The organism is Phascolarctobacterium succinatutens CAG:287 (assembly GCF_000434895.1).
In the GTDB taxonomy this organism is placed as follows: Bacteria; Bacillota; Negativicutes; order Acidaminococcales; family Acidaminococcaceae; genus Phascolarctobacterium_A; species Phascolarctobacterium_A succinatutens_A.
In genome coordinates, this window is sequence record NZ_FR892788.1 from 16,785 (window position 1) to 37,968 (window position 21,184).

A 21,184-nucleotide genomic window follows, 5' to 3' on the forward strand; every position below is an offset into this window, starting at 1 on the left:
ATTCAGTTTATGTAATTTAGAGTTTTAGAAACAGGAAAAAACTTTTTTCTTAAAAATTACAACTTCTGAGCAACACACCAGAGCAAGCAACTAATATATCATGCAGCGAATAAAAATTTTAGCAAATGAGTGTCCGGAACCATAGAAACAAGGCAACCGAAAACTAAAGGTTACTTGCAAACAAAATCGGCGCCGCACGTTTCGTCCTGGTTCCACGCGAAATTTGCGTTGTGCCCTACGGGCACGGGAAATTTTTTTCTGAGCGGAACGATATGTTAGTTGCACAGTTATCAAGTGAACCTTTCTTCCGACTTATTTCAGTTATGAAAGAAGCCGAGTCCCAATACTAATACTTTAATACAGCAGCTCCGTCACCGGCACAAAGGTTATCCCCGTCCGCTTAAACTCCGCCGCATACATCTCCCAACATTTAGCCGTATTCGGTCTGGCATGGCAGATAGCAATAACGCTGCCGTTTCTTTCCGCCATAGCAAAAGCCTTATATATCTGCTGACGAATCGCCTGCACGTCAGAGCTGTTATCCAAAAAGATATCATTACGAGCCGTCGAAACACCCACCTGCTGTGCCATTGTGCGCGCTACCGAAGCAGAATTAGTACGGCTGTCCACAAAGAACAGCCTCTGACGACGCAGCTCCTGCAAAACAACTCGCATAGTATCCTTATCCGCAGTCGCCTTCGAGCCCTGATGATTATTTACACCCACAACTCCCGGCAGACTATTAAGCGCACGCCGCGTCAAGGACAGCTTCTCCGCCGCAGACAAATCCGTACGAATAGTAGCAGCGCCCTCGCTCATCGCACTGCGGTCAATAGGCTCCATCGGCAGATGCAGCATCGGCACACGTCCTTTAGCCTTTACCATCTCCAGAACATCGCTGCTGTACCGCTTATACGGCAATATAGCATAGCTGAACGGCAGACCGGTATTCAACAGCTTGCGCACCGGCGCCATATCATAACCGCAGTCATCAATAACGATGGCTACTTTTCCTCTGAATTGCCTGACGGTCCCCTGCTGCTCCTCTTCTGCCTTTTGCTCCGGTAAATCCTTAACATCCTTATCCTGCTTGGTCAGGTTACTGTTATGGAAGAAAATCACAGTATCCGTTACAAAGCTTTTACTGCCTGCACCGGCCTTAACCTTAATACCTATTTCTGCCTTATAGGCATCCCATTTTTTATATTTGGCAGGCTTACCGCTGATATAAACCAGTCCCGCCTGCTCCACCTTAGCCTGCAGCCAATCACCGGCACCGGTCAAGCTGGTGCTGGATGGTATGCCCACCGCCAGCTCACGCTGGTTAATCTGTACCTTAGCACCGGATTCTTCTACCTCTACATCCTTTTTGCCATGGTCATTTTCAATCAGCTGCCAATTATTTTTCTGCAACAAAATATTATCCAGCAGACGCTGCGCCTCTATGGACTCGTCCAAAAGACTAACAGTCTGCGCCTCATCACCCTTCTTAGCCAACACATCCTTTTTGCTTTGGCTGTTGGCAAAGAAAAGACCGCAGGCAATGGCAATTACTGCCACAATTGCTATTAAAATCAGAACACCATACTTGCTGCCGGAGGATTTTTTCTTCCTTCTTCTTGTCATAGCTGTTCTCCCTTCTTAAGCCCTTGGATGTGCCTTATCATACACTTCACGCAAGCGCTCCACATCAAGATGCGTATATATTTGCGTTGTAGAAATATCAGCATGTCCCAAAAGCTCCTGTACTATGCGCAGATCGGTACCATTATTTAAAAGATGCGTAGCAAAGGAATGGCGCAGCATATGCGGTGTAACGCGCTTGCTGATGCCTGCGCTCTTGCCATAGGCCACAATTATTTCGTAAAAACGCTCCCGTGTCATCGGTCCGCCCCAGCCGGTTACAAAAAGCTCTGCAGCCGCATCCGGCTTACCATGCAGAAGCTGCGGGCGTACCACAGACAAATAATGCTCCAAATAATGCAGCGCAGTACGGCCTAACGGCAGCATACGCTCCTTAGAGCCTTTGCCCATAACAATGACATACTGCATCTTCATATCAACATTCTTCACCGGCACATTTACCAGTTCAGACACACGCATGCCGGTAGCATATAACAGCTCCAGCATCGTCTTGTCGCGATAGCCGTCCAAGGTTCCCAAATTAGGCTCATCCAAAAGCCTTTCTACCTCCTGAACGCTCAGCACCTTCGGCAAATGCAGTCCTCTGCTCGCCGCCTCCAGCACCTCGGCAGGATTACGGCGGATATAACGCTCTGCCGTCAGAAAACGGTAAAACGCTTTTATCGAAGCCAGCTTGCGTGCTACCGTAGAAGCTGCACGTCCCTCCTGCTTCAAACGTACCAGATATGCTATAAGCTGCTGGCGTGAAACCTGCAGCAGCTCTTCATCTGCTTTCAGCTGCAGGCTTTTCATCAGCAGGCGCAAATCACGCAGATACGCCAGCCGCGTATTTTTAGACAAGCCCAGCTCTACCATAAGATATTCCTGGAACAATGCCAGATAGTCAAACATAAAAACCTGCCTCCACCCTACAAATTTGCCGCTTGCAAATTTTGTCGGATGCAATCTCTTTCAGAAAAAGAAAAACAACGCTTGTGCGCCGTTTTTCTTTGTAATCATAACTTTATTAATATTCTTTTTTCTCAGGCTGCATAATAGTAATATTAGTTGCCGGGGAAATAGTGGAAATAGCATGCTTGTACACAAGCTGCTGTTTGCCTTCGTTTTCAATAATAACAGTAAAGTTGTCAAAACCTCTTACTAAGCCACGGATTTGGAAACCGTTCATCAGATAGATGATAACACCCAGGTTTTCCTTGCGAACATGGTTTAAAAAGCTGTCTTGCAAATTCATTGCGGGTTTTACTGAAGTAATCATTAAAAGCCCCTCCTACTCATTTCGTTATCTCCGGAAGTACAGATTCCTAAAAACCTACACTCCTCTTTATACTTATATTTTACACCGAAATGCCACTTTCTACAAGTATTTCGGAAATTTCTGCCACTGCCTGTTTATAATCAGGCTCATCATCCAGATGCAACCAGTGAATATACGGCATTTTTTTATACCAGGTAATCTGCCTCTTGGCAAAGTTACGCGTTGCCTGCTTCAGCTTGTCTACGGCAGCAGCATAATCCATGCTGCCGTTAAGATACCATACCATCTGTCTATAGCCGATGCTCTGCATCGACTGGCACTCGGGCGCTACTCCCCGCTCCAGCAAGCTGCGCACCTCCTGCTCCAGGCCGGCCTCCAGCATCAAATCCACACGCCTGTTGATGCGCTCGTACAGCGCCTGACGCTCCATCTCCAGGCCGATAACTACGGCATCATAAGGACTTTCCTGCGCACCGTATTGGTTGACAGCCTCGCCCTGCATAGCAGATTCCAGTGCACGGATAACGCGACGCACATTATTGGGATGAATGCGCTGCGCCTCCTGCGGCGCCAACTCCTGCAAGCGCGCATGCAGCGCCAGCGCGCCCTTTTCCTGTGCCTCGGTCTCCAGCCTGCGGCGCAGCTCGCTGTCCTCATCCGCATTATTAAAGGCATAATCCTCGAGCAACGCTTTTATGTACAGACCTGTACCGCCGGCAATTATCGGCAGATGTCCGCGCGCATTAATTTCCGTAATCAGCGCAGCTGCACGCTCCTTAAAATCCACAACGCTGAAGGATTCGTCCGGCGGCAGAATATCCACCAGATGATGCGGTACGGCAGCCAGCTCCTCGGCAGTTGGCTTGGCAGTACCGATATTCATATTTTTATAAACCAGCATTGAATCACCGGAAATTATTTCACCCTGAAACTGCTTGGCAATCTCAATAGCGCAATGACTTTTTCCGGTTGCTGTCGCTCCTAAAATAACAACTACCTTGGTTTTTTGCAACATAAATCACCTTTTTATTATTCCGTACTTAATCCTGCTATATTTTCCGCCGATAAATTCCTCGCAGCCATACTCGCGCAAAATATATTCGCTGCGCTCCTTGATAACTACGCGCGGCGCTGCTTTAAGCGCCAGCTGCAGCGTTTCTGCCGACAGCGCTTCCTCGTAGGAAAGCGGACGCAATGCTTCCATGCCCTTGGCACCGTTGACAGGATGGCGGAACATCGGATCGAAATAAACAACGTCAAAGCTATCCGGCGCACACTGCGCCAGATAATTCTCCGCCAACGCCTGCGCCGGCTGAATCCGGCGCAGTGCTGCCGTCAGGTCTGCATCTTCTGCCACATAATGCTGCAAACCATAGCTCACGGCAAAATGCAGCAGCGGTGAAGCCTCCAGCCCCACAACTGTTCCCGCAGTACCAACAGCATATGCGCTGATGGCGGCATCTGCCGCCAGGCCCAGCGTAGCATCCAGCACTCTTTTTCCCGGACGCAGGTCCAACGCCGTCAGCAAATGCTCCGTCGCGCCACGCTTCAGTTGCTGCAGACGCAGCACCGCCATCCCCGGATGATAGGCAAAGCTGCCTGCGGCGCTATGAATACGCGGACCATCCTTTTCGCCCACGACAAGCGCTGCCAGTTCATATTGCGCCATAAGCTCGTCTACGCCCATATTGTGCGGACGCTCCACATAAAGTGCGCCCAGCTGCTCCGCCCAGGCCCTGGCCTGAGCTGCAGCGGCGCTACCTGTCGCATTTCTGGCCGTTGTTACGCCAATTCTGCCTGTAAGCATCAAAAGCCCGTCCTTTTAAACATTTTATACAGCTGATTGCTGTCAATTTCAATCATGCAAGGTCTGCCGTGCGGGCAGGTAAACGGATGCGTAGTATTGCACAAATCAATAATCAGCTGACGCATCTGCCGCATATTCAGCAGCTGTCCGGCCTTGATTGCCGCCTTGCAGGCAGTCATGTGCAACACCTCCTGCCGCAAATCGCTGCCATTGACATTACGCATTTCCCGCAGCATTTTGCTGATAGCATTGATAAAATCTTCAGCAGCATCAGCCTTGATATCCGCCGGCAAACTGCTCACGCGCAGCAGGCTTTCGCCGGCACTGGCAGCATCCACACCCAAAGCCAGAAATTCATCCCGGTGCTCCTCAATCAGCGCAATATCATCGGCAGCCATATCCACATACAACGGCATCAAAAGCTGCTGCGACGGAATCTGCTCATGCGAAGCCACCAGCTTGTCATAAAGAATGCGCTCATGAGCAGCATGCTGGTCAATCAGATAAAGCGTATTTTCACTTTGAGCAATAATAAAGGTTTTATCAACCTGACCAATCGGCCAGATAGTATCCATACCGCTGTCGGTATCTGTAAAAGCAATAGTTTCCCTGTTGGGCACAGGTGCAGCCTCCGTCGGCTGCGGTTTGGCAAATTCACTGCGCGCCTCATGCACCTCCAGCACAGGCTCCTGATAGCCCTTGGTATAGGAAACGGTTGCAGATGTTTTGTTGAAATCATCAAACGGCTGCCACATAGCCTGCTGCTCTGCCTGCTCTTTTTTTACGGCAGGCACAGGCTGCTGCTCATTTCCCAACAGCTCTTCTGCTGCAGGCTGCTCCTCATTACGCTCCGGCGTTTTGAAAATCTGCTCCGCGCCGCCTTTGAACACAGGCTGATACGCCGGCTTAGGCTGCGGTGCAGGTGTAACCGGCGCACATGCAGCTTGCGGCTGCGGCTTCACAAACACATTCAGCTCTGAATCAGGCAGCAGCGTTACCTGCGTCTTTTGGGCGCTCATCGGCTTCGTCAGTGCATCGGTCAGCGCCTTATACATAGCCTTATAAATCAGACTGTCATCACTGAATTTGATTTCACTCTTCTGCGGATGCACATTAACATCAACGCTGGCTGTATCAACTGTTAAATTGATGACAGCAAAGGGAAAGCCGCTTTTGGGAATCTGCGACTGGTAAGCATGGTCCATAGCCTTTGAAAGCATCTTGCTGCCGATGCAGCGTCCGTTGACAAAGAACGTCTGCCACTGGCGCGTTCCCTTCAGCAGCGTAGGCTTGCCGATAAAGCCGCTAACTCTTACCTTAGGATCGTTCAGCGATACCTCCAAAAGGTTTTCGGCAACATTCTTGCCATACAGTGCTTTAATCGCATGCTCCAAATCACCGTCACCGGGAGTACTGAGCACCTCTTTATCATTGTTCACCAGCTTAAAACGCACATCAGGACGCGAGAGCGCCAGCCTTGTCAAAAGCTCGCTGATATAACGGCCCTCGGTGCTCACGGTTTTCAGGAATTTACGGCGTGCAGGCACGTTGAAGAACAGATTCTCTACAATTACGGTAGTACCCGTACTGCCGCCGCTTGCCGTAACCTCCGTATTTTCACCGCCGTCGATATGCACAGAGGTAGCGAATTCCTCGCTCTCCGGACGGGTAAGCAGCGTAAAGTTAGAAACAGAGGCGATACTGGGCAAGGCTTCACCGCGAAAGCCCAAGGTATTCAGACTCAGCAAATCCTCAGCCTTCGTAAGCTTGCTTGTGGCATGGCGCAGCACAGCCATTTTGGCATCAGCCTCACTCATGCCGCAGCCATTATCAGTTACTCTGATATATTCCGTACCGCCGGCAAAAATCGTTACTTCAATTTTATCCGCACCGGCATCCAGTGCGTTCTCAACCAATTCCTTTACTACGGACGCAGGCTTTTCTACAACCTCGCCGGCAGCAATCTGGTTGGCGGTATTCGTATCCAACAAACGGACGGCATGCTCTTCTGCCATTATTTACCCAGCTCCTTTCTTGCTTCATCCTGCAATTTATACAAGGCGCTCATCGCCTCAATCGGTGTCATGCTCATAACATCGAGCTTCAAAAGCTCATTGGCAATAGAGCTGCCAAACAGCGAGCCCATCATATTATCCTGCGGCGCTGCAGCAGCTGCAGGCTGCTGTACACGGCCGTTATCATTATCATATTCCTTAAGCAGCTCCTCCGAACGCTCCAGCACCTTCTTCGGAAGGCCCGCAAGGCGTGCAACATGCACGCCGTAGCTGCGGTCGGTGCCTCCGGGCACAATACGGCGCAGGAAGATAATATCCTTGCCTCTTTCCTTAACGGCAACAGAATAGTTCTTCACACCGCTCAGCACATTTTCCAAGGCAATCAGCTGATGATAATGCGTAGCAAACAGCGTCTTTGCCTTGATGCGGTCATGGATATATTCCATAACTGCGTGAGCAATACTCATGCCGTCAAAGGTACTGGTACCGCGGCCCACCTCGTCAAGTATAATCAGACTGTTTTTCGTAGCATATTTTAAAATCTGCGCTACCTCGTTCATCTCCACCATAAAGGTGCTCTGGCCTGTTGCCAGGTCATCACTGGCGCCTACACGCGTAAAAATCTTATCTACCGGGCAAACGCTAGCCTGACGCGCAGGAATAAAGCTGCCGATTTGCGTCATCAGCACCAGCAGCGCCACCTGACGCATGTAGGTTGATTTGCCTGCCATATTCGGACCGGTAATAATTATCATGCGTTCATCGGTATTATTCAGATTGGTATTGTTCGGAACAAAAATCTCCTTTTCCAGCAAGCGCTCTACTACGGGATGGCGTCCGTCAACAATCTTGATTTCGCCGTTATTATTCAGCTCAGGTCTTACATAATTATATTTATAGGCAGCCTCTGCCAAGCCTGTCAGCACATCAATATAGCTAACGGCGCGGGCAGTTTCCTGAATCTCCTTGATTTTGCCGCGAATCAATGTACGCAGCTCATCAAACAGATAATATTCCAGCTGCTCAATTTTTTCCTTAGCACCGAGAATCTTATTCTCGAACTCCTTAAGCTCGGGAACAATATAGCGCTCCGCGTTTACCAGCGTCTGCTTACGCACAAAGTACGGAGGCACGCTGCTGCTCTGTCCCTTGCTTACCTCGATATAATAGCCGAAAACCTTATTGAAACCAACCTTCATGGTTTTAATGCCGGTTTCCTCTTTGATTTTCTGCTCAAAGTTCTGCATCCAGGTTTTGTTGTCGGCAGCAATCAGCTGCAGCTCATCCAACTCCTGATTATAACCGGTGCGAATCATGCCGCCCTCGCGGACAGAAAACGGCGGCTCATCGACAATCGCCTGCTGCAATCTTGCAGCCAGCTCCTCATGCAGATGCAGGCCCTTCCACAGCTTGCGCAGCAGTCCGCTGCTACAGCCTTCCAGAATGCCCTTCAGGCCCGGAAGCACGCTCAGGGAATTGCGCAGAGCTACCAAATCCCTGGCATTGGCACTGCCTACCTCAACACGGCTGACAATGCGCTCCAGATCTGCCACCGCCTTCAGCTGCGCCACAATCGCTTCGCGCAGCTCTGCTGCTGCCGCCAGCTCGGCTACCGCCTCCTGACGTTCATAAATGCGGCCCACATCCAGCAGCGGGCTTTCAATCCAGCTGCGCAGACGGCGCGCACCCATCGAGGTATTTGTAAAATCAAGCACCTGCAAAAGCGTACCGCGCTTCGAGCCATCCGTCATATTGCGAACCAGCTCCAAGTTACGGATAGCGGTCACATCAAGATTCATAAAGCTGTTGCGTTCAATTCGCACCAAACGGTTAATATGGCTCAAATCGGCCATTACTGTTCCATGCAGATAGCGCAGCAAAAGCTCAACCGTACTATGCACCTCATCCGGCACCTCACTGCCGGCAAAGTGTTGCGTAAAATAATCAGCCTCCGGCGTACTCTCGTCATAATGCGTAACAACGCATTCCGGTAATCTTGCTGCCAGCCATTCCTGCAGCTTCTCACTCATTTCCTCCGAAGTAAAATGAACAACAAGCTCTGCAGGCTGCAGTCTGTAAAGCTGCTCGGTGATATTCAAAAAGCTTTCCGAAGTTTGGTCAAGAAACCATTCGCACTCGCCCGTAGTTACATCAGCCGCCGCCAGGCACATTCCCTTTGCCTGCGCCTGCTGTAAAAATACCAGATAGCGATTGTGCTTATCCTCTAAAAGCTGTTCGTTCAGCGCCGTTCCCGGAGTGATAATTTTAATAACCTTGCGCTCGACAATACCTTTGGCTAGCTTGGGATCCTCCACCTGCTCGCAAATGGCGATGCGATAGCCTTTTTTTATCAGCTTGGCGATATAGCCGTCCACAGAATGATAAGGCACACCGCACATCGGCATATGCTCCATGCCGTTGGAGCGCTTGGTCAGTGTTAAATTAAGCTCACGCGATGCTGTGATAGCATCATCAAAAAACATTTCATAAAAATCGCCCAGACGGAAGAAGAGCAGCTCATTCTGATGCTCCTGCTTTACCGCCATATATTGTTGTACCATGGGCGTAACATTTGCAGCAGCCATTAATCAACCGCCTTACCTTTCACCAGCCAGGTCTGCGCAGCTTCAATCTGCACATTAACCTTCTGTCCTACCTCGTATTGCTTATCTTCAATCGGCCACAGCACCAGAACTCCTGTGCGTGTACGACCGTTCCAGACTGTTTTCTGCTTGCTGGGACCTTCTGCCAACACTTCCACAGTCTGACCTACAAGCTTTTCATGGCACTTCAGGCTGTTTTCGTTCTGCAGCGCCATCAAACGGTTCAAACGTTCCTTCTTCACTGCCAGCGGCACCTGGTTTTCCATTTTGGCAGCAGGTGTACCGCTGCGCTTGGAATAGATGAAGGTATAAGCGGAGGTAAAGCCAACCTGACGCACGACATCCAAAGTTTCTTCAAAATCCTCTTCGGTTTCACCGGGGAAGCCTACAATAATATCTGTAGTAATCGTTGCGTCCGGCACATACTTGCGTACCATCTTCACCAGCTCAAGATATTTTTCCTTCGTGTAACCGCGGTTCATGCGGCGAAGAATTTCCGAGCTGCCTGCCTGGAACGGCAGATGGAAGTTTTCGCAGATGTGCTCACATTCTGCAACAGCCTTGATAACCTCCTCGCTCATATCACGCGGGTGGCTGGTCATATAATGAATACGCTCAACGCCGGGAATAATATCCACACGGCGCAGCAGCTTAGCGAAAGCGTCCTTGTCGCCAAAATCCTTGCCATAGGAATTAACGTTTTGTCCCAGCAGAGTAAATTCCTTGTAGCCATCTTTAACTGCTGCCTCAATCTCGGCAACAATATTATCGATGCTGCGGCTGCGCTCGCGTCCGCGTACATACGGCACGATGCAGTAGGTGCAGAAATTATTGCAGCCATACATAATAGGAATCCAGGCAGCAAAGGAGCTTTGTCGTACCATATGACCTTCAAACTCACTTTGATGAATAGTCAGATCGGTATAAACCGCAGCCTTGCGCTCTGCCAGAAATTCCAGCAGCAAACGCTTGAAATCGTTAACGTAAGCAGTACCCAGCAGCAAATCTACCTGCGGATGCTTCTTGCGCAGCTTTTCGCCGTCTTTCTGTGCCATACAGCCTGCAACACAGATAACTACATCCGGATTGGCACGCTTTACAGCCTTTAATTCGCCAATTTTGCCGGCAATTTTCTTTTCCGCACTTTCGCGCACGCAGCAGGTGTTGACAATAATTATATCTGCGGTATGAAAATCAGGATTAGGCGCATAGCCCAGCTCCTGCAGCTGTCCTGCATAATGCTCCGTATCGGATTCATTCATTTGGCAGCCGTAATTTATCAGACAGTAGGTTTTATTTTTATCACTCATGTAAATACCTCCGTGTAAAATCAGTCTATCATTATATTATAACCAATTACACTCACTTCCCGCAACATTTCCCCCGGAAAGAAGTAGGGAATAATTTATAAAATATTTTAGTAGTAGGTATTGAAATCTGCCCTTAAGATGATTACAATATATGCAGGCAAAGAATTTTTCCGATTGCCTTTTAATATAGTTTAGGAAGGTCAAAATCATGCAAAGCAAAAAGAAATGGTTTGTTGTATTTATTCTGCTCGCTGCCCTCGCAGGCGCAGCCTTTTATTTTCTTTATTTTATCCGTACACCGGCTTATGCCTTGAACGAAGCGCGCGTTGCACTGCAGCAGCATGACAGTGCAAAATTTTCACGATATGTTGATGTTCCCTCTGTTATGGACAACGCTTTCGAGGACATCATCAAGGCAGAAAGCAAAATCAACAATGATAATGTTTTCTCCAACCCGTTCGCACTCGGCATTCTGCATATGCTGAAGCCTTCGGTTGTAGACCTGATGACGCAGGAAGCTCTGGACAAAATTGCCGCTAAGCCCGACAATACTCCTAAGCAGACGGTCGATCCCGTACCTGATGCTATGAAGCGTAACCTGGAACGCCACATCCCCATTCAAAACCTTACTGTCAAAGATCTGAAGCTCAGCAAGCATGAGGGCGAGACAGCAAAAGCAACCCTGGTGCTGCACAACAATGAGCTGGATAAGGATTTTATTGCCGAGCTGCTGATGCAGCAAAATGATAAAGGTGATTGGCAGATTAAGAAAGTCAGCAATCTGGCAGACTTTATCGTTCAGCTGGATGCAGCTAAACGTGCTAAACAAGCCCTGCTGAACAAGCCTGTTATGGATCGCCTGAACAAAGCACTGCAGGCAACCAGCGAGCGCCTGACGCTGAACAAGGACAGCAACAAAATCGGCAGCGAGGAAAAAGCTACGCTTACCGCTACCATCATGGCCAAAAACATGAGTAACGTTGCTATCAACCGTATGTATTACGATGTAACGGTGCTCAATGAAAAGGGCGAGCAGCTTTATTCCTATCCGGAGCATTATCAGGGCAGCATTGCCCCCGGACAGGCAGTGGAGCTCACCACCAGCAAAAAGCTGAATTCCATGCTGCCGGATGACAAAAAGCTGATGAATCTGGATATTACCAAAGAAACCGTAAAAATTCAGGTCACCTATATTGCTTTTGATAACGGCGAGGTAATTTCTCCTAAAAATTTTGTAGAATAAGAAAAAAATTAGACGCTTACATCCCACGCGATGCGTGGGGCGTAAGCGTTTTTTGTTCTTTTGATAAAAATATAGGTTTTTACACCACAGCTTTACTCTGTAACATGCAGCTGCAAAACATCCGGTCGTGAATAATGACCACAGGCGTCAAATTCCATACGGCTGGCAGGCACCTTGTCTATATCCAAATCCGCATAAATAATTGCTTCCTTATCCCAGACAGGCTCCGTAACATAATGTCCATAAGGATCAATCACACAGCTTCCGCCACGACAGACAAGCTCAGGCAGCTTAGCGATTTCCTCCTGCGCATGCAAATCAGCAGGATACATATCTTTAGTGAAGAACTGATCGCAGTTAATGTAATAGCAGCGTCCTTCGAGCGCAATATGCTGAATAGTAGCCTGCCACTCAGGATTATCATTTGTATTGCAGGAAATCAAAATCGTGACGCCTTTTTGATATAAAGCCACACGTGCCAAGGGCATGTAAGATTCCCAACAAATCAAATTACCAAGTGGTCCCCATGGTGAAGCAACCACAGGGAAATAAGCTTTATCCGCATCACCCCAAACAAAGCGCTCAGCACCTGTAGGCTTAAGCTTGCGGTGCAGGGCAGCAATGCTGCCGTCAGGAGCAAAAATAATGTTGCTGTTATAAAGCGTACCGCTTACAGCATCACGCTCCGAGATACCAACGCTTACATAAGCATTTACCTCGCGCGCCGCTTGTCCGAGCGCATCAGTTTCTGCGCCTGGCACTACGATTGAGCCATCATAGTAGCGCTTCCAATCAGCTCGACCTTCATCTTGCCTGCTGCCTACGGTAAAGCCAAAGGTCATGCCGTAAGGATAGCAGGGAATAATCAACTCCGGCAGCACGATAAGCTGTGCTCCGCCGGCACCTGCCTGCTTAATCAGATCAATACATTTGGCCAGTGTTGCATCCTTATCAAACATTATGGGCGCACACTGCACTACAGCTACACGACAATTTTTTTCTAAATCTACCATTTTATTCCCCTCAGATGAAAAATTTATCCGGTACAATGCTTACTGCATAAAACAAAAACATAGCATATCATTGCTCGCACCAATATTTTTATTTTTTTAAATCAGTGGCAGCTGCCATGTCTTTCGCTGCTGTCAGTAAGCTTTCCGGATTTATATACGTATTATACAATAATCATCTGTTGAATTATATAGATATACAACAATTATACATTATACAATAACGAAATGCGCCTTTAAGAAAGTAAGATACAATTAATCATTCTATCCACCAACCCGCAGCCAGCCTTTGGCCAGCACCGATTGGCAAAACACATCTTCTTTAAGAATATAGATATTCTTGCCCGCGTTTTTCATGCTGACAGCACGCTGCAAATCAGCACTGTCACACACGGAAGCATCCGCCGTGCCGACAATAACCATATCAGAAGCTGCTGTAACATGATAAGCAACGCTTGCACCGAGCGCAGTCAGTATCTCCCGAAGGTTTTTAAGATAAAGACCGTCAAAAGAGCCAAGCAGAACTATATTTTTATCTGCCAACGGTCTTAAGCGCCTGAAAGACGGTACTATTACCAGCTCTCTTTGCTGCGGCGGCAGATGATAATCCGCCACCGCCAGCTCCTTCAGCTTTTGGTAACAGCCGTTGCAAATGCCGCAGTCAACAAGTGCCCTGTGCGCGCCTGCTATAGCAATATTAAAATATTCGGCGACCGCAGTCTGCTTATACCTGCCTAAAAACGGTAATTCATTCTGCGCCAGCTTCATAACATCAACATAATCATTGGCTAATCTTTTGGCATAATAGCCTGCCAGATTTTCCGCAATAAAGCTCAAATCAAAGGCTACATTATAGCCTGCAATAATATCATCAGCCAGAAAATCCTTAAAGGACAAAATTACCTCGTCGATTGATGGAGCATCCGCAACCATGGCGTCATTGATACCGGTGAGCCGTGTAATATAATACGGGATAGACAATTCCGGCTTAACTAAACTGGAAAATTCATCTACTCTGCGATTATTGCGGTATTTTATGGCCGATATTTCCGTTATATAATCATTTTGAGGATTCAGCCCGGTAGTTTCAATATCTAAAACAGTATAATCGTCCGGATAAGCCAGCAGCAGCTTGCCGTCTATATACCTATCTCTTTTTACAGAACTCAAAAAATCACCTTGCCGAGCTTAGCTCAGCGTCTATGTCCTTTCTTTTGCTTATTTATCCAACACCTTCATGCACATAATTCCCTTTTCGTTACGCACCAGGAAAAAGCTTATTTCATCGCCCTTGTGCAGACCAGTCGCCGCTTGAGGCTCGGAAAGCAGTGTGCCTATGATATTTACCTCGCGTACTTCCTTAAGCAGCACATAAGCCGCTTCCGCCTCATCGCCGCGCACCAGATAAACAGTTACGATATCGGGATGCGTCACAAGTCTTGCAGGATCTAATGAGGTAAGCTGGCGCATCGCTTCTGTCGCTTCGTCTGCCTTATAAGCCTTTTGCACCATTGCCACCTTGCTTTGGAACTCGCTCAGGCGAGGCATTTCGCTCGGCAGCACAGCTGCCTGCGCTTCAAGCAGCTCGGATAATCTTATCTTCGCTAATTGCTCATCATTGCCATGCAACAACTTCAGCGTCTTTTTAGCTGCATCGTGTACAGCACAACAGAGTATTTCAAAGGTAATGCCTGCCTGCGCATCTATATAACCATAGCAAAGCACACCGGTAGCATCTTCTGTTACTTCAAAAATGCTGCCAAGGTTCTGCGTCATGCCGACTGCGTCTATGTAAAGATATTTATCCACGATGTCGCGGAAATTCATTTCTTTAAGAAGCATATTATCACCTCATAGGAATGGAGTTAATTTTAATTATGATATAGGCATTTTACTTTACGCTTTTGTAAAAGATTGCCTGTAATCAATCATACATGCAATTTACGTAATTTGCAATAAAGTAATGAGTTTTTTTGAGTGTTTATGATTGGGTGGTAGAACAAAACAGAATTATTTGCAAAAAAAATTGATAATCACTATAAATTTCTTATGCATGTAAAACACCTCAAATAGAGGTATTTTAACTAACAATGTAGAATGTATTATATATCGGGGGTGTATTTAAATGAAAAAAATCATTTTAATTTTAATATTACTATTGACACTTGTTTCAACAGCATTTGCCAAGATACAGGTACCAGAAGATAATCGCTGGGCTTATGTATCCGGTAACAAAACACAAGAAGATACGTGGATGGACTTGTATACCTTTGAATTTGGCAAAAGCTTAGATTCAGATTACAGACACGCAGAGCACACATTTGGCAGAATCTGGTTTATGATAAATAAGTATTCATCCGATACTAGAATAGTACTATTTTATGAATTCGACTTGCAATGTCACACTGCTCGACTTCTTAGTGCTACAAGTTATGATGGCAACGGAAATGTATTAGCTGTTATTCCAAAAAGTTATACAGTACAAGCTGTAGTTCCCGGTACAAACGGAGAAACATATTTTATGATTGCAGAAGCTTTAGAAAAAATACACACTGACAAAGAAATGCTCAACAAATTTTATATAATGTCACAAGAAGATTCAGATAAATACAGGAAACTATAAATAAAGTCCGCAGAAATGCGGACTTTATTATTATGCTATACTATACAACAATATAAATAGAATCGAAGTATACAGTTACCCTAAAACCTATACATTTATTCTGATTTTTAAAATCCTAATCGTAAAAACGTCCCACCCGTCAAACGAGTGGGACGCAAGCTCATTATTAAGCTATCTTAGTGATGGAACAGGCGCAGGCCGGTGAATGCCATTGCAATACCGTACTTATCGCAGGTTTCGATAACATTATCATCACGGATAGAGCCGCCTGCCTGTGCAATATATTGAACGCCGCTGCGATGCGCACGCTCAATGTTATCGCCGAACGGGAAGAATGCGTCACTCCCAAGAGCAACGTCCTTCAGCTGAGCAACCCAAGCCTTTTTCTCTTCGCGAGTCAGCGGTTCCGGTTTTTCAGTGAAGAAGTTTTCCCATACGCCGTCAGCCAGTACATCCTCATAATCATCGGAGATGTAAACGTCGATGGTGTTGTCGCGGTCGGGACGACGGATGCTGTCCTTAAACGGCAGAGCCAATACCTTCTGATTTTGACGCAGCCACCAGATGTCAGCCTTACCGCCTGCAAGACGGGTGCAATGTACACGGGATTGCTGGCCGGCGCCGATGCCAATAGCCTGACCGTCTTTTACGTAGCAAACGGAGTTGGACTGAGTATATTTCAAAACAATTAAGGAAATCAGCAGGTCGCGTGCTGCGCCCTCCGGAATTTCTTTATTCACAGTCGGGCGGTTTTGCAGCAGGTCAGCGGTAATTTTAGCTTCGTTGCGCTCCTGCTCGAAGGTAATACCGAATACCTGCTTGTGCTCCAGCAGCTCCGGCTTGTAGTTTTCATCAATTTTAATAATATTGTAGGTGCCTTTGCGTTTGCCCTTCAGAACAGTAAGAGCTTCTTCGGTATAACCGGGTGCGATAACACCGTCGGAAACCTCGCGTGCCAGCATTTTAGCGGTCTGCACGTCGCAAACATCAGACAAAGCAACAAAGTCGCCATAGGAGCTCATACGGTCAGCGCCACGAGCACGTGCATAAGCATTTGCCAGCGGAGAAAGCTCCAGGTCGTCTACATAATAAATTTTCTTCAGAGTATCGCTCAGCGGCAGGCCTACTGCAGCACCTGCAGGGCTTACGTGCTTAAAGGATGCTGCTGCCGGCAGACCGGTTGCTTCCTTCAGTTCTTTTACCAGCTGCCAGCTGTTGAAAGCATCGAGAAAATTGATATAACCCGGACGGCCGTTCAGTACCTCAATCGGCAGCTCGCTGCCATTGTTCATGTAAATACGTGCGCTGCCCTGATTAGGATTGCAGCCATATTTTAATGCTAATTCTTTCACTATAACTCCTCCTCTTTTGTATAGTGCCAGTCACTTAGACAAACAAAAAAACCGACACACTGGCACAAGAAAAAATCTTTGCCCAGACGGTCGGCGTGCTACCGGTCATACTCCCCTGTGGTAACCCACTTCCGTCAGTTATATGACCTAATACTAAAATTATAAGATGCCTCGTTGTTTTTGTCAATAGCGGGCGATTGTGGTAAAATAAATGTATGATGAATTAGAGTGTTGCCCCCTTTAGTCTCGCTATCGCTCGACAGTTCCCCCAAGGGAGAACCAAGAATTCTTGTCTATACATATATCGAAAAGGTACGGCAAGCTCTTTTCAAAGGAGGAAATAATATGACTCTCTGTTATGTATGTCCGCATCGCTGCGGTGTAGACCGCCCGGCAAATATGTCTGATACTACCGGCTGCTTTGGCAGTTGCGGCGTCGGCCTCGCTCCGATTGTCGCCCGCGCCGGCCTGCATATGTGGGAAGAGCCCATCATCAGCGGCACTAAAGGCAGCGGTACCGTTTTCTTTTCCGGCTGTAATCTGCACTGTGTTTTCTGCCAGAACTATGACATAAGCTGCAAGGGCTTCGGCAAGGAAATTACCATTGAACGCCTAAAGGAAATCTATCACGAGCTTATTGCCCAGGGTGCGCACAATATCAATCTCGTTACGCCCACCCATTTTACCGAGGCAGTACTGCAAAGTCTGGACGAGCCGCTGCCGGTGCCTGTTGTCTATAACACCAGCGGCTTTGAAACGCAGGATACACTGCGCCGTCTTAAAGGCAAGGTGCAGATTTATCTGCCGGATTTAAAATACAGCGACGATATGGCTGCTATCAAATACAGCAACGCTCCTTATTACTTCCGCATTGCTACCGAAGCTATTAAGGAAATGTATAATCAGGTAGGCGACTACCATATTGACGATAACGGTATCATGACGAAAGGTGTCATCATCCGTCATCTGATTATGCCCGGAATGCCGGACAACACCAAGAGAATTATCGATTGGGTTGCTGCCAACTTCAAGCCGGGGCAGGTAATGTTCAGCCTGATGCACCAATACGTTCCCTGCGGCCGCGCCAACAAATATCCCGAAATCAACCGCAAGGTTACGGATGAGGAATACAAGGAGCTGGAAAGCTATCTGTTGCAAAGCACTATCGAAGACGGCTTTGTGCAGGAGGGTGATGCAGCCTGCAAAGATTTCATCCCCTGCTTTGACGGTACAGGAGTGTAAAAATATATTTGCTTTAAATTTCATAAAATGATATAACTTTCGCATAGAGATAGCCGACATCGGTTTCCTGCTGGAAAGTGGGGTGATGCTATGACTGTTTTCGAAGCACTTCAGCTTATGATAGGCTTTGCAACTCTCGTAGTTTTGATTTTATCACATCGCTCTAAATAAAGGTATGAAAAAAACCGCCTAGTGTAGAGGCGGCTTCCTTCAAACTCAAACTTTGCAGGGACAGCCGACCTACCACAATCGGCTATCTCTATAATTATTATAGCAGTTTTTGCGCTATTGTCAATTTGCCTCCCGACGCAAAACCTCCGCCAGCACCTCAATGCCGCGACAGATATCCTCAGTTGAAGCATACTCTGCCGGATTATGGCTGATTCCTGCGCGACAGGGAATAAACAGCATTGTCGTGGGACAGATTTTCGTCATATGCATAGCATCATGACCGGCGCCACTATTCATATGCAAAAAGCTGAAGCCCTTTTCCGCACATATCGCTTCGCTCTGTGCGGCCAAGGCCTTATCCAGCGCCACCGGGCTGTCTGCTGTCAGCATTTCCAGCTGCACGCCGACGCCGTCGCAGACAGCAACGTTTTCGGCCTGCTCGCGGATGCTTTGCAGTACGCGCTCAATGCTGGCTTCATCAACGCCACGCACATCAACCCACAGCGTAACTGCTCCCGGCACAACGTTAATCGAACCGGGCTCTACATCCACCACGCCAACGGTACCGACACTACCGTTGGCTTTTTCTGTTTCCGCAGCCTCGTTCACCGCCAAAATAAGCTTAGCAGCACTGACGAGCGCGTCACGGCGCATGCCCATCGGCGTTGCACCGCTGTGGTCTGCCACGCCTTTAATATGAATCTTAAAGCGTGTCGGTGCCGCAATATTATGCACGATACCAAGCTGATGCTGCGTCTGCTCCAGCACCTTGCCCTGCTCGATATGCAGCTCCGCAAAGCACTTATAGCTGCCGGGAGCAATTACGGCATCACGATAAGCGTCAGGATTGCAGCCCCATTCACGCAAGGCCTCGATAAAGCTGATATCGCCCTTCTTGGCTCCCTTATTCAGCTGCTCCGGCACTGCGCTGCCTGTCAGCAGCTTGCTGCCCATGGTTGCAAAGCCGAAGCGACTCGATTCCTCCGCGCGGAAGATGATAACCTCAATGCTGCGCTCAAGCTCCTCGTCCTGCAGCATGTACAGCGCCTCCAGGGCACCTACGACACCGCACATGCCGTCATAGGCACCACCGTGGATAACAGTGTCCAAATGCGAGCCAGTGGCCACCGGCGTCAGCTGCGACTGTTTGCCCTCACGACGCAAAAAAACATTACCCACAGCATCGGTGCGTATTTGCAAATGCAAATCCTGCACCTGCTCCAACAGCCAGCTCTGAGCTTTTTTATCCAGCGGACTGTAGGCAAGACGGGTAACGCCCTCTTCACTGTCCGTAAAAGCAGCCAGGCCTTGTAAAAGTTTAGCTACACGTTCATGATTTACCTGTAACATTTTTATTCCCCCTTCATTCTGAAATAGCAACAAAAAATATATAATAAAGATGACAGCTTTATTATACTTGCTTCTTAAGCATCACACAAGAGCAGCACTTCATCTGTAAATCCGAGATTATGGAAAGTTTTTTACACTTTTGCTAAAAACTCCTTGCAATTAATGTAAAATCCACGTAAAATTATCATAGCAAAATTTAAGAAAAGAGGTTATTTATTTTGGAACGCAAAGTTATTCAAGTTGAAGAACGTCCGCCATTACTACTTAATATTCCGTTAAGTATCCAGCATCTGTTCGCCATGTTCGGCTCTACCGTGTTGGTTCCCTTTTTATTCAAGGTCAACCCTACCACCTGCCTGTTCATGAACGGCCTGGGTACCCTGCTCTACATCTTCATCACCAAGGGCAAAATTCCTTCCTATCTCGGCTCCAGCTTTGCCTTTATCTCTCCTGTACTGCTGATTATATCCACCTCTGCCTATAACCATGCACAGTCCGGCTTTATCGTTTTCGGTCTGCTGTTCATGCTCTTCTCGCTGATTATTCACTGCGTAGGCACCAAATGGATTGATGTTATCTTCCCGCCGGCAGCAATGGGCGCAATCATCGCTGTTATCGGCCTGGAGCTGGCACCTGTTGCAGCTAACATGGCAGGTTTGACCGGCGATAAAATTGACATGGTCAACGTGGCTATTTCTATGTTCACATTGGCGGTCGGCGTTATCGGCTCTGTTGCCTTCCGCGGCTTCATGAGCATCATCCCGATTCTCTTCGGCGTTGTATGCGGTTATGTTTTTGCAGCTATCATGGGTATCGTCAACTTCCAGCCGGTAATCGACGCTCCATGGTTCCAGGTACCGCATTTCTACGCTCCGGTTTTCGATATCAACGCTATTATGATTATTGCTCCGGCAGCACTCGTTGTACTGGCTGAGCATATCGGCCATCTCGTAGTAACGGGCAACATTGTAGACCGCGACCTGATTAAGGATCCAGGCCTCTCTCGTTCCCTGTTTGCTGACGGCCTTTCTAATGTTATCAGCGGCTTTGCCGGCGCAACTCCGAACACTACCTACGGTGAAAACATCGGCGTTATGGCAATCACCAAGGTTTACAGCACCTGGGTTATCGGCGGCGCTGCTGTCATGGCAATCATCCTTTCCTTCTGCGGTAAGCTCAGCGAGCTGATTCACAGTATCCCCGTTCCTGTTATGGGCGGCATCTGCATCCTGCTGTTCGGCGTAATCGCTGCCAGCGGCATCCGCGTACTGGTTGAACGTCAGGTAGATTACAGCAAATCCTCCAACCTCGTAATGACCTCTGTTATTATGATTATCGGCCTTTCCGGTGCGAAGCTCTCCTTCGGTGCATTTTCCGTACAGGGCATGGTGCTGGCAACTGTTGTTGCTATTATTATGAGCCTTGCCTTCAAGCTCTTTGAATACCTGCACCTGATGAACGAATAAGGCTACTAAAGCACAAAACCGCTGCAGAAGCTCTGCAGCGGTTATTTTACTGTTTACGACCGGAGCCTGCACCCGCAGGCTTGTCTTTTT

At 47.9% G+C, this 21,184-nt stretch carries 18 protein-coding genes and 1 riboswitch; of the genes, 5 read left to right on the forward strand and 13 right to left on the reverse strand.

From position 1 onward, the window contains the following. Positions 1-354: 354 nt before the first annotated feature. The 8 genes from BN587_RS11380 to miaB form a co-directional block, all read right to left on the reverse strand. Positions 355-1,626 carry a divergent polysaccharide deacetylase family protein gene (locus BN587_RS11380; RefSeq protein WP_021720021.1) on the reverse strand — a complete coding sequence of 424 codons (1,272 nt, stop codon included), beginning with the start codon at positions 1,624-1,626 and terminating at the stop codon, positions 355-357. Positions 1,627-1,641: 15 nt separating this feature from the next. Further along, entirely contained in the window at positions 1,642-2,535 is an 894-nt protein-coding gene (xerD, locus tag BN587_RS04860; RefSeq protein ID WP_021720022.1) for a site-specific tyrosine recombinase XerD, read from the reverse strand. Between the two features lie 115 nt (positions 2,536-2,650). After that, a complete protein-coding gene (gene hfq / locus BN587_RS04865) occupies positions 2,651-2,902 on the reverse strand; it encodes an RNA chaperone Hfq (protein ID WP_009145913.1) in 252 nt (83 codons plus the stop codon). A gap of 79 nt (positions 2,903-2,981) precedes the next feature. Continuing rightward, the gene (miaA, locus tag BN587_RS04870) at positions 2,982-3,917 is read right to left on the reverse strand and encodes a tRNA (adenosine(37)-N6)-dimethylallyltransferase MiaA (protein ID WP_021720023.1); all 936 of its coding nucleotides are present in this window, start codon (positions 3,915-3,917) and stop codon (positions 2,982-2,984) included. A 3-nt stretch (positions 3,918-3,920) separates the two neighbouring features. Next, the gene (locus BN587_RS04875; protein WP_021720024.1) at positions 3,921-4,709 is read right to left on the reverse strand and encodes a class I SAM-dependent methyltransferase; all 789 of its coding nucleotides are present in this window, start codon (positions 4,707-4,709) and stop codon (positions 3,921-3,923) included. After that, positions 4,709-6,724: a DNA mismatch repair endonuclease MutL gene (gene mutL, locus BN587_RS04880; RefSeq protein WP_021720025.1), complete on the reverse strand. Its 2,016-nt coding sequence runs from the start codon at positions 6,722-6,724 to the stop codon at positions 4,709-4,711. The genes BN587_RS04875 and mutL overlap by 1 nt, the downstream gene beginning before the upstream one ends. Continuing rightward, the gene (gene mutS / locus BN587_RS04885) at positions 6,724-9,309 is read right to left on the reverse strand and encodes a DNA mismatch repair protein MutS (RefSeq protein WP_021720026.1); all 2,586 of its coding nucleotides are present in this window, start codon (positions 9,307-9,309) and stop codon (positions 6,724-6,726) included. Before mutS ends, mutL begins: the two co-directional genes overlap by 1 nt. Next, entirely contained in the window at positions 9,309-10,637 is a 1,329-nt protein-coding gene (gene miaB / locus BN587_RS04890) for a tRNA (N6-isopentenyl adenosine(37)-C2)-methylthiotransferase MiaB (protein WP_021720027.1), read from the reverse strand. Before miaB ends, mutS begins: the two co-directional genes overlap by 1 nt. 208 nt (positions 10,638-10,845) lie before the next feature. Here miaB and BN587_RS04895 point away from each other — a divergent pair, with 208 nt between their 5' ends. Next, the gene (locus BN587_RS04895; protein ID WP_021720028.1) at positions 10,846-11,880 is read left to right on the forward strand and encodes a DUF2939 domain-containing protein; all 1,035 of its coding nucleotides are present in this window, start codon (positions 10,846-10,848) and stop codon (positions 11,878-11,880) included. Positions 11,881-11,972: 92 nt separating this feature from the next. Here the strand turns inward: BN587_RS04895 and BN587_RS04900 are convergent, their stop codons facing one another. The 3 genes from BN587_RS04900 to BN587_RS04910 form a co-directional block, all read right to left on the reverse strand. Next, entirely contained in the window at positions 11,973-12,893 is a 921-nt protein-coding gene (locus BN587_RS04900) for a carbon-nitrogen hydrolase family protein (RefSeq protein ID WP_021720029.1), read from the reverse strand. 261 nt (positions 12,894-13,154) lie between these two features. Beyond that, a complete protein-coding gene (locus tag BN587_RS11385) occupies positions 13,155-14,060 on the reverse strand; it encodes an exonuclease domain-containing protein (RefSeq protein ID WP_021720030.1) in 906 nt (301 codons plus the stop codon). Positions 14,061-14,108: 48 nt separating this feature from the next. Then, complete coding sequence (locus tag BN587_RS04910; RefSeq protein ID WP_021720031.1) at positions 14,109-14,732, reverse strand: hypothetical protein; 624 nt, start codon at positions 14,730-14,732, stop codon at positions 14,109-14,111. A gap of 283 nt (positions 14,733-15,015) precedes the next feature. Here BN587_RS04910 and BN587_RS04915 point away from each other — a divergent pair, with 283 nt between their 5' ends. Next, entirely contained in the window at positions 15,016-15,513 is a 498-nt protein-coding gene (locus tag BN587_RS04915) for a hypothetical protein (RefSeq protein ID WP_021720032.1), read from the forward strand. A gap of 176 nt (positions 15,514-15,689) precedes the next feature. On the opposite strand, the gene BN587_RS04920 is transcribed toward BN587_RS04915, so the two are convergent. Next, positions 15,690-16,868, reverse strand: coding sequence for a phosphoribosylaminoimidazolecarboxamide formyltransferase (locus BN587_RS04920; RefSeq protein ID WP_044484288.1), 1,179 nt, complete (start codon positions 16,866-16,868; stop codon positions 15,690-15,692). A 70-nt stretch (positions 16,869-16,938) separates the two neighbouring features. Then, positions 16,939-17,017: riboswitch (ZMP/ZTP riboswitch) on the reverse strand. Between the two features lie 193 nt (positions 17,018-17,210). On the opposite strand from BN587_RS04920, the gene BN587_RS04925 reads away from it, so the two are divergent. Then, entirely contained in the window at positions 17,211-18,107 is an 897-nt protein-coding gene (locus tag BN587_RS04925; protein ID WP_021720034.1) for a radical SAM protein, read from the forward strand. Between the two features lie 90 nt (positions 18,108-18,197). Next, positions 18,198-18,278, forward strand: coding sequence for a putative holin-like toxin (locus BN587_RS12195; protein ID WP_363316971.1), 81 nt, complete (start codon positions 18,198-18,200; stop codon positions 18,276-18,278). Positions 18,279-18,398: 120 nt separating this feature from the next. On the opposite strand, the gene BN587_RS04930 is transcribed toward BN587_RS12195, so the two are convergent. Continuing rightward, entirely contained in the window at positions 18,399-19,628 is a 1,230-nt protein-coding gene (locus tag BN587_RS04930) for a M20 family metallo-hydrolase (RefSeq protein ID WP_021720035.1), read from the reverse strand. A gap of 218 nt (positions 19,629-19,846) precedes the next feature. Here BN587_RS04930 and uraA point away from each other — a divergent pair, with 218 nt between their 5' ends. After that, on the forward strand, positions 19,847-21,094 hold the full coding sequence (uraA, locus tag BN587_RS04935; protein WP_021720036.1) for a uracil permease: 1,248 nt from the start codon (positions 19,847-19,849) through the stop codon (positions 21,092-21,094). Positions 21,095-21,184: the final 90 nt, after the last annotated feature.

Excerpts from the sequence above, each read along its gene's own strand:
- BN587_RS11380 (WP_021720021.1), bottom strand. The coding sequence starts at position 1,626 with ATGACAAGAAGAAGGAAGAAAAAATCCTCCGGCAGCAAGTATGGTGTT.
- xerD (WP_021720022.1), bottom strand. The coding sequence starts at position 2,535 with ATGTTTGACTATCTGGCATTGTTCCAGGAATATCTTATGGTAGAGCTG.
- hfq (WP_009145913.1), bottom strand. The coding sequence starts at position 2,902 with ATGATTACTTCAGTAAAACCCGCAATGAATTTGCAAGACAGCTTTTTA.
- miaA (WP_021720023.1), bottom strand. The coding sequence starts at position 3,917 with ATGTTGCAAAAAACCAAGGTAGTTGTTATTTTAGGAGCGACAGCAACC.
- BN587_RS04875 (WP_021720024.1), bottom strand. The coding sequence starts at position 4,709 with ATGCTTACAGGCAGAATTGGCGTAACAACGGCCAGAAATGCGACAGGT.
- mutL (WP_021720025.1), bottom strand. The coding sequence starts at position 6,724 with ATGGCAGAAGAGCATGCCGTCCGTTTGTTGGATACGAATACCGCCAAC.
- mutS (WP_021720026.1), bottom strand. The coding sequence starts at position 9,309 with ATGGCTGCTGCAAATGTTACGCCCATGGTACAACAATATATGGCGGTA.
- miaB (WP_021720027.1), bottom strand. The coding sequence starts at position 10,637 with ATGAGTGATAAAAATAAAACCTACTGTCTGATAAATTACGGCTGCCAA.
- BN587_RS04895 (WP_021720028.1), top strand. The coding sequence starts at position 10,846 with ATGCAAAGCAAAAAGAAATGGTTTGTTGTATTTATTCTGCTCGCTGCC.
- BN587_RS04900 (WP_021720029.1), bottom strand. The coding sequence starts at position 12,893 with ATGGTAGATTTAGAAAAAAATTGTCGTGTAGCTGTAGTGCAGTGTGCG.
- BN587_RS04910 (WP_021720031.1), bottom strand. The coding sequence starts at position 14,732 with ATGCTTCTTAAAGAAATGAATTTCCGCGACATCGTGGATAAATATCTT.
- BN587_RS04915 (WP_021720032.1), top strand. The coding sequence starts at position 15,016 with ATGAAAAAAATCATTTTAATTTTAATATTACTATTGACACTTGTTTCA.
- BN587_RS04925 (WP_021720034.1), top strand. The coding sequence starts at position 17,211 with ATGACTCTCTGTTATGTATGTCCGCATCGCTGCGGTGTAGACCGCCCG.
- BN587_RS12195 (WP_363316971.1), top strand. The coding sequence starts at position 18,198 with ATGACTGTTTTCGAAGCACTTCAGCTTATGATAGGCTTTGCAACTCTC.
- BN587_RS04930 (WP_021720035.1), bottom strand. The coding sequence starts at position 19,628 with ATGTTACAGGTAAATCATGAACGTGTAGCTAAACTTTTACAAGGCCTG.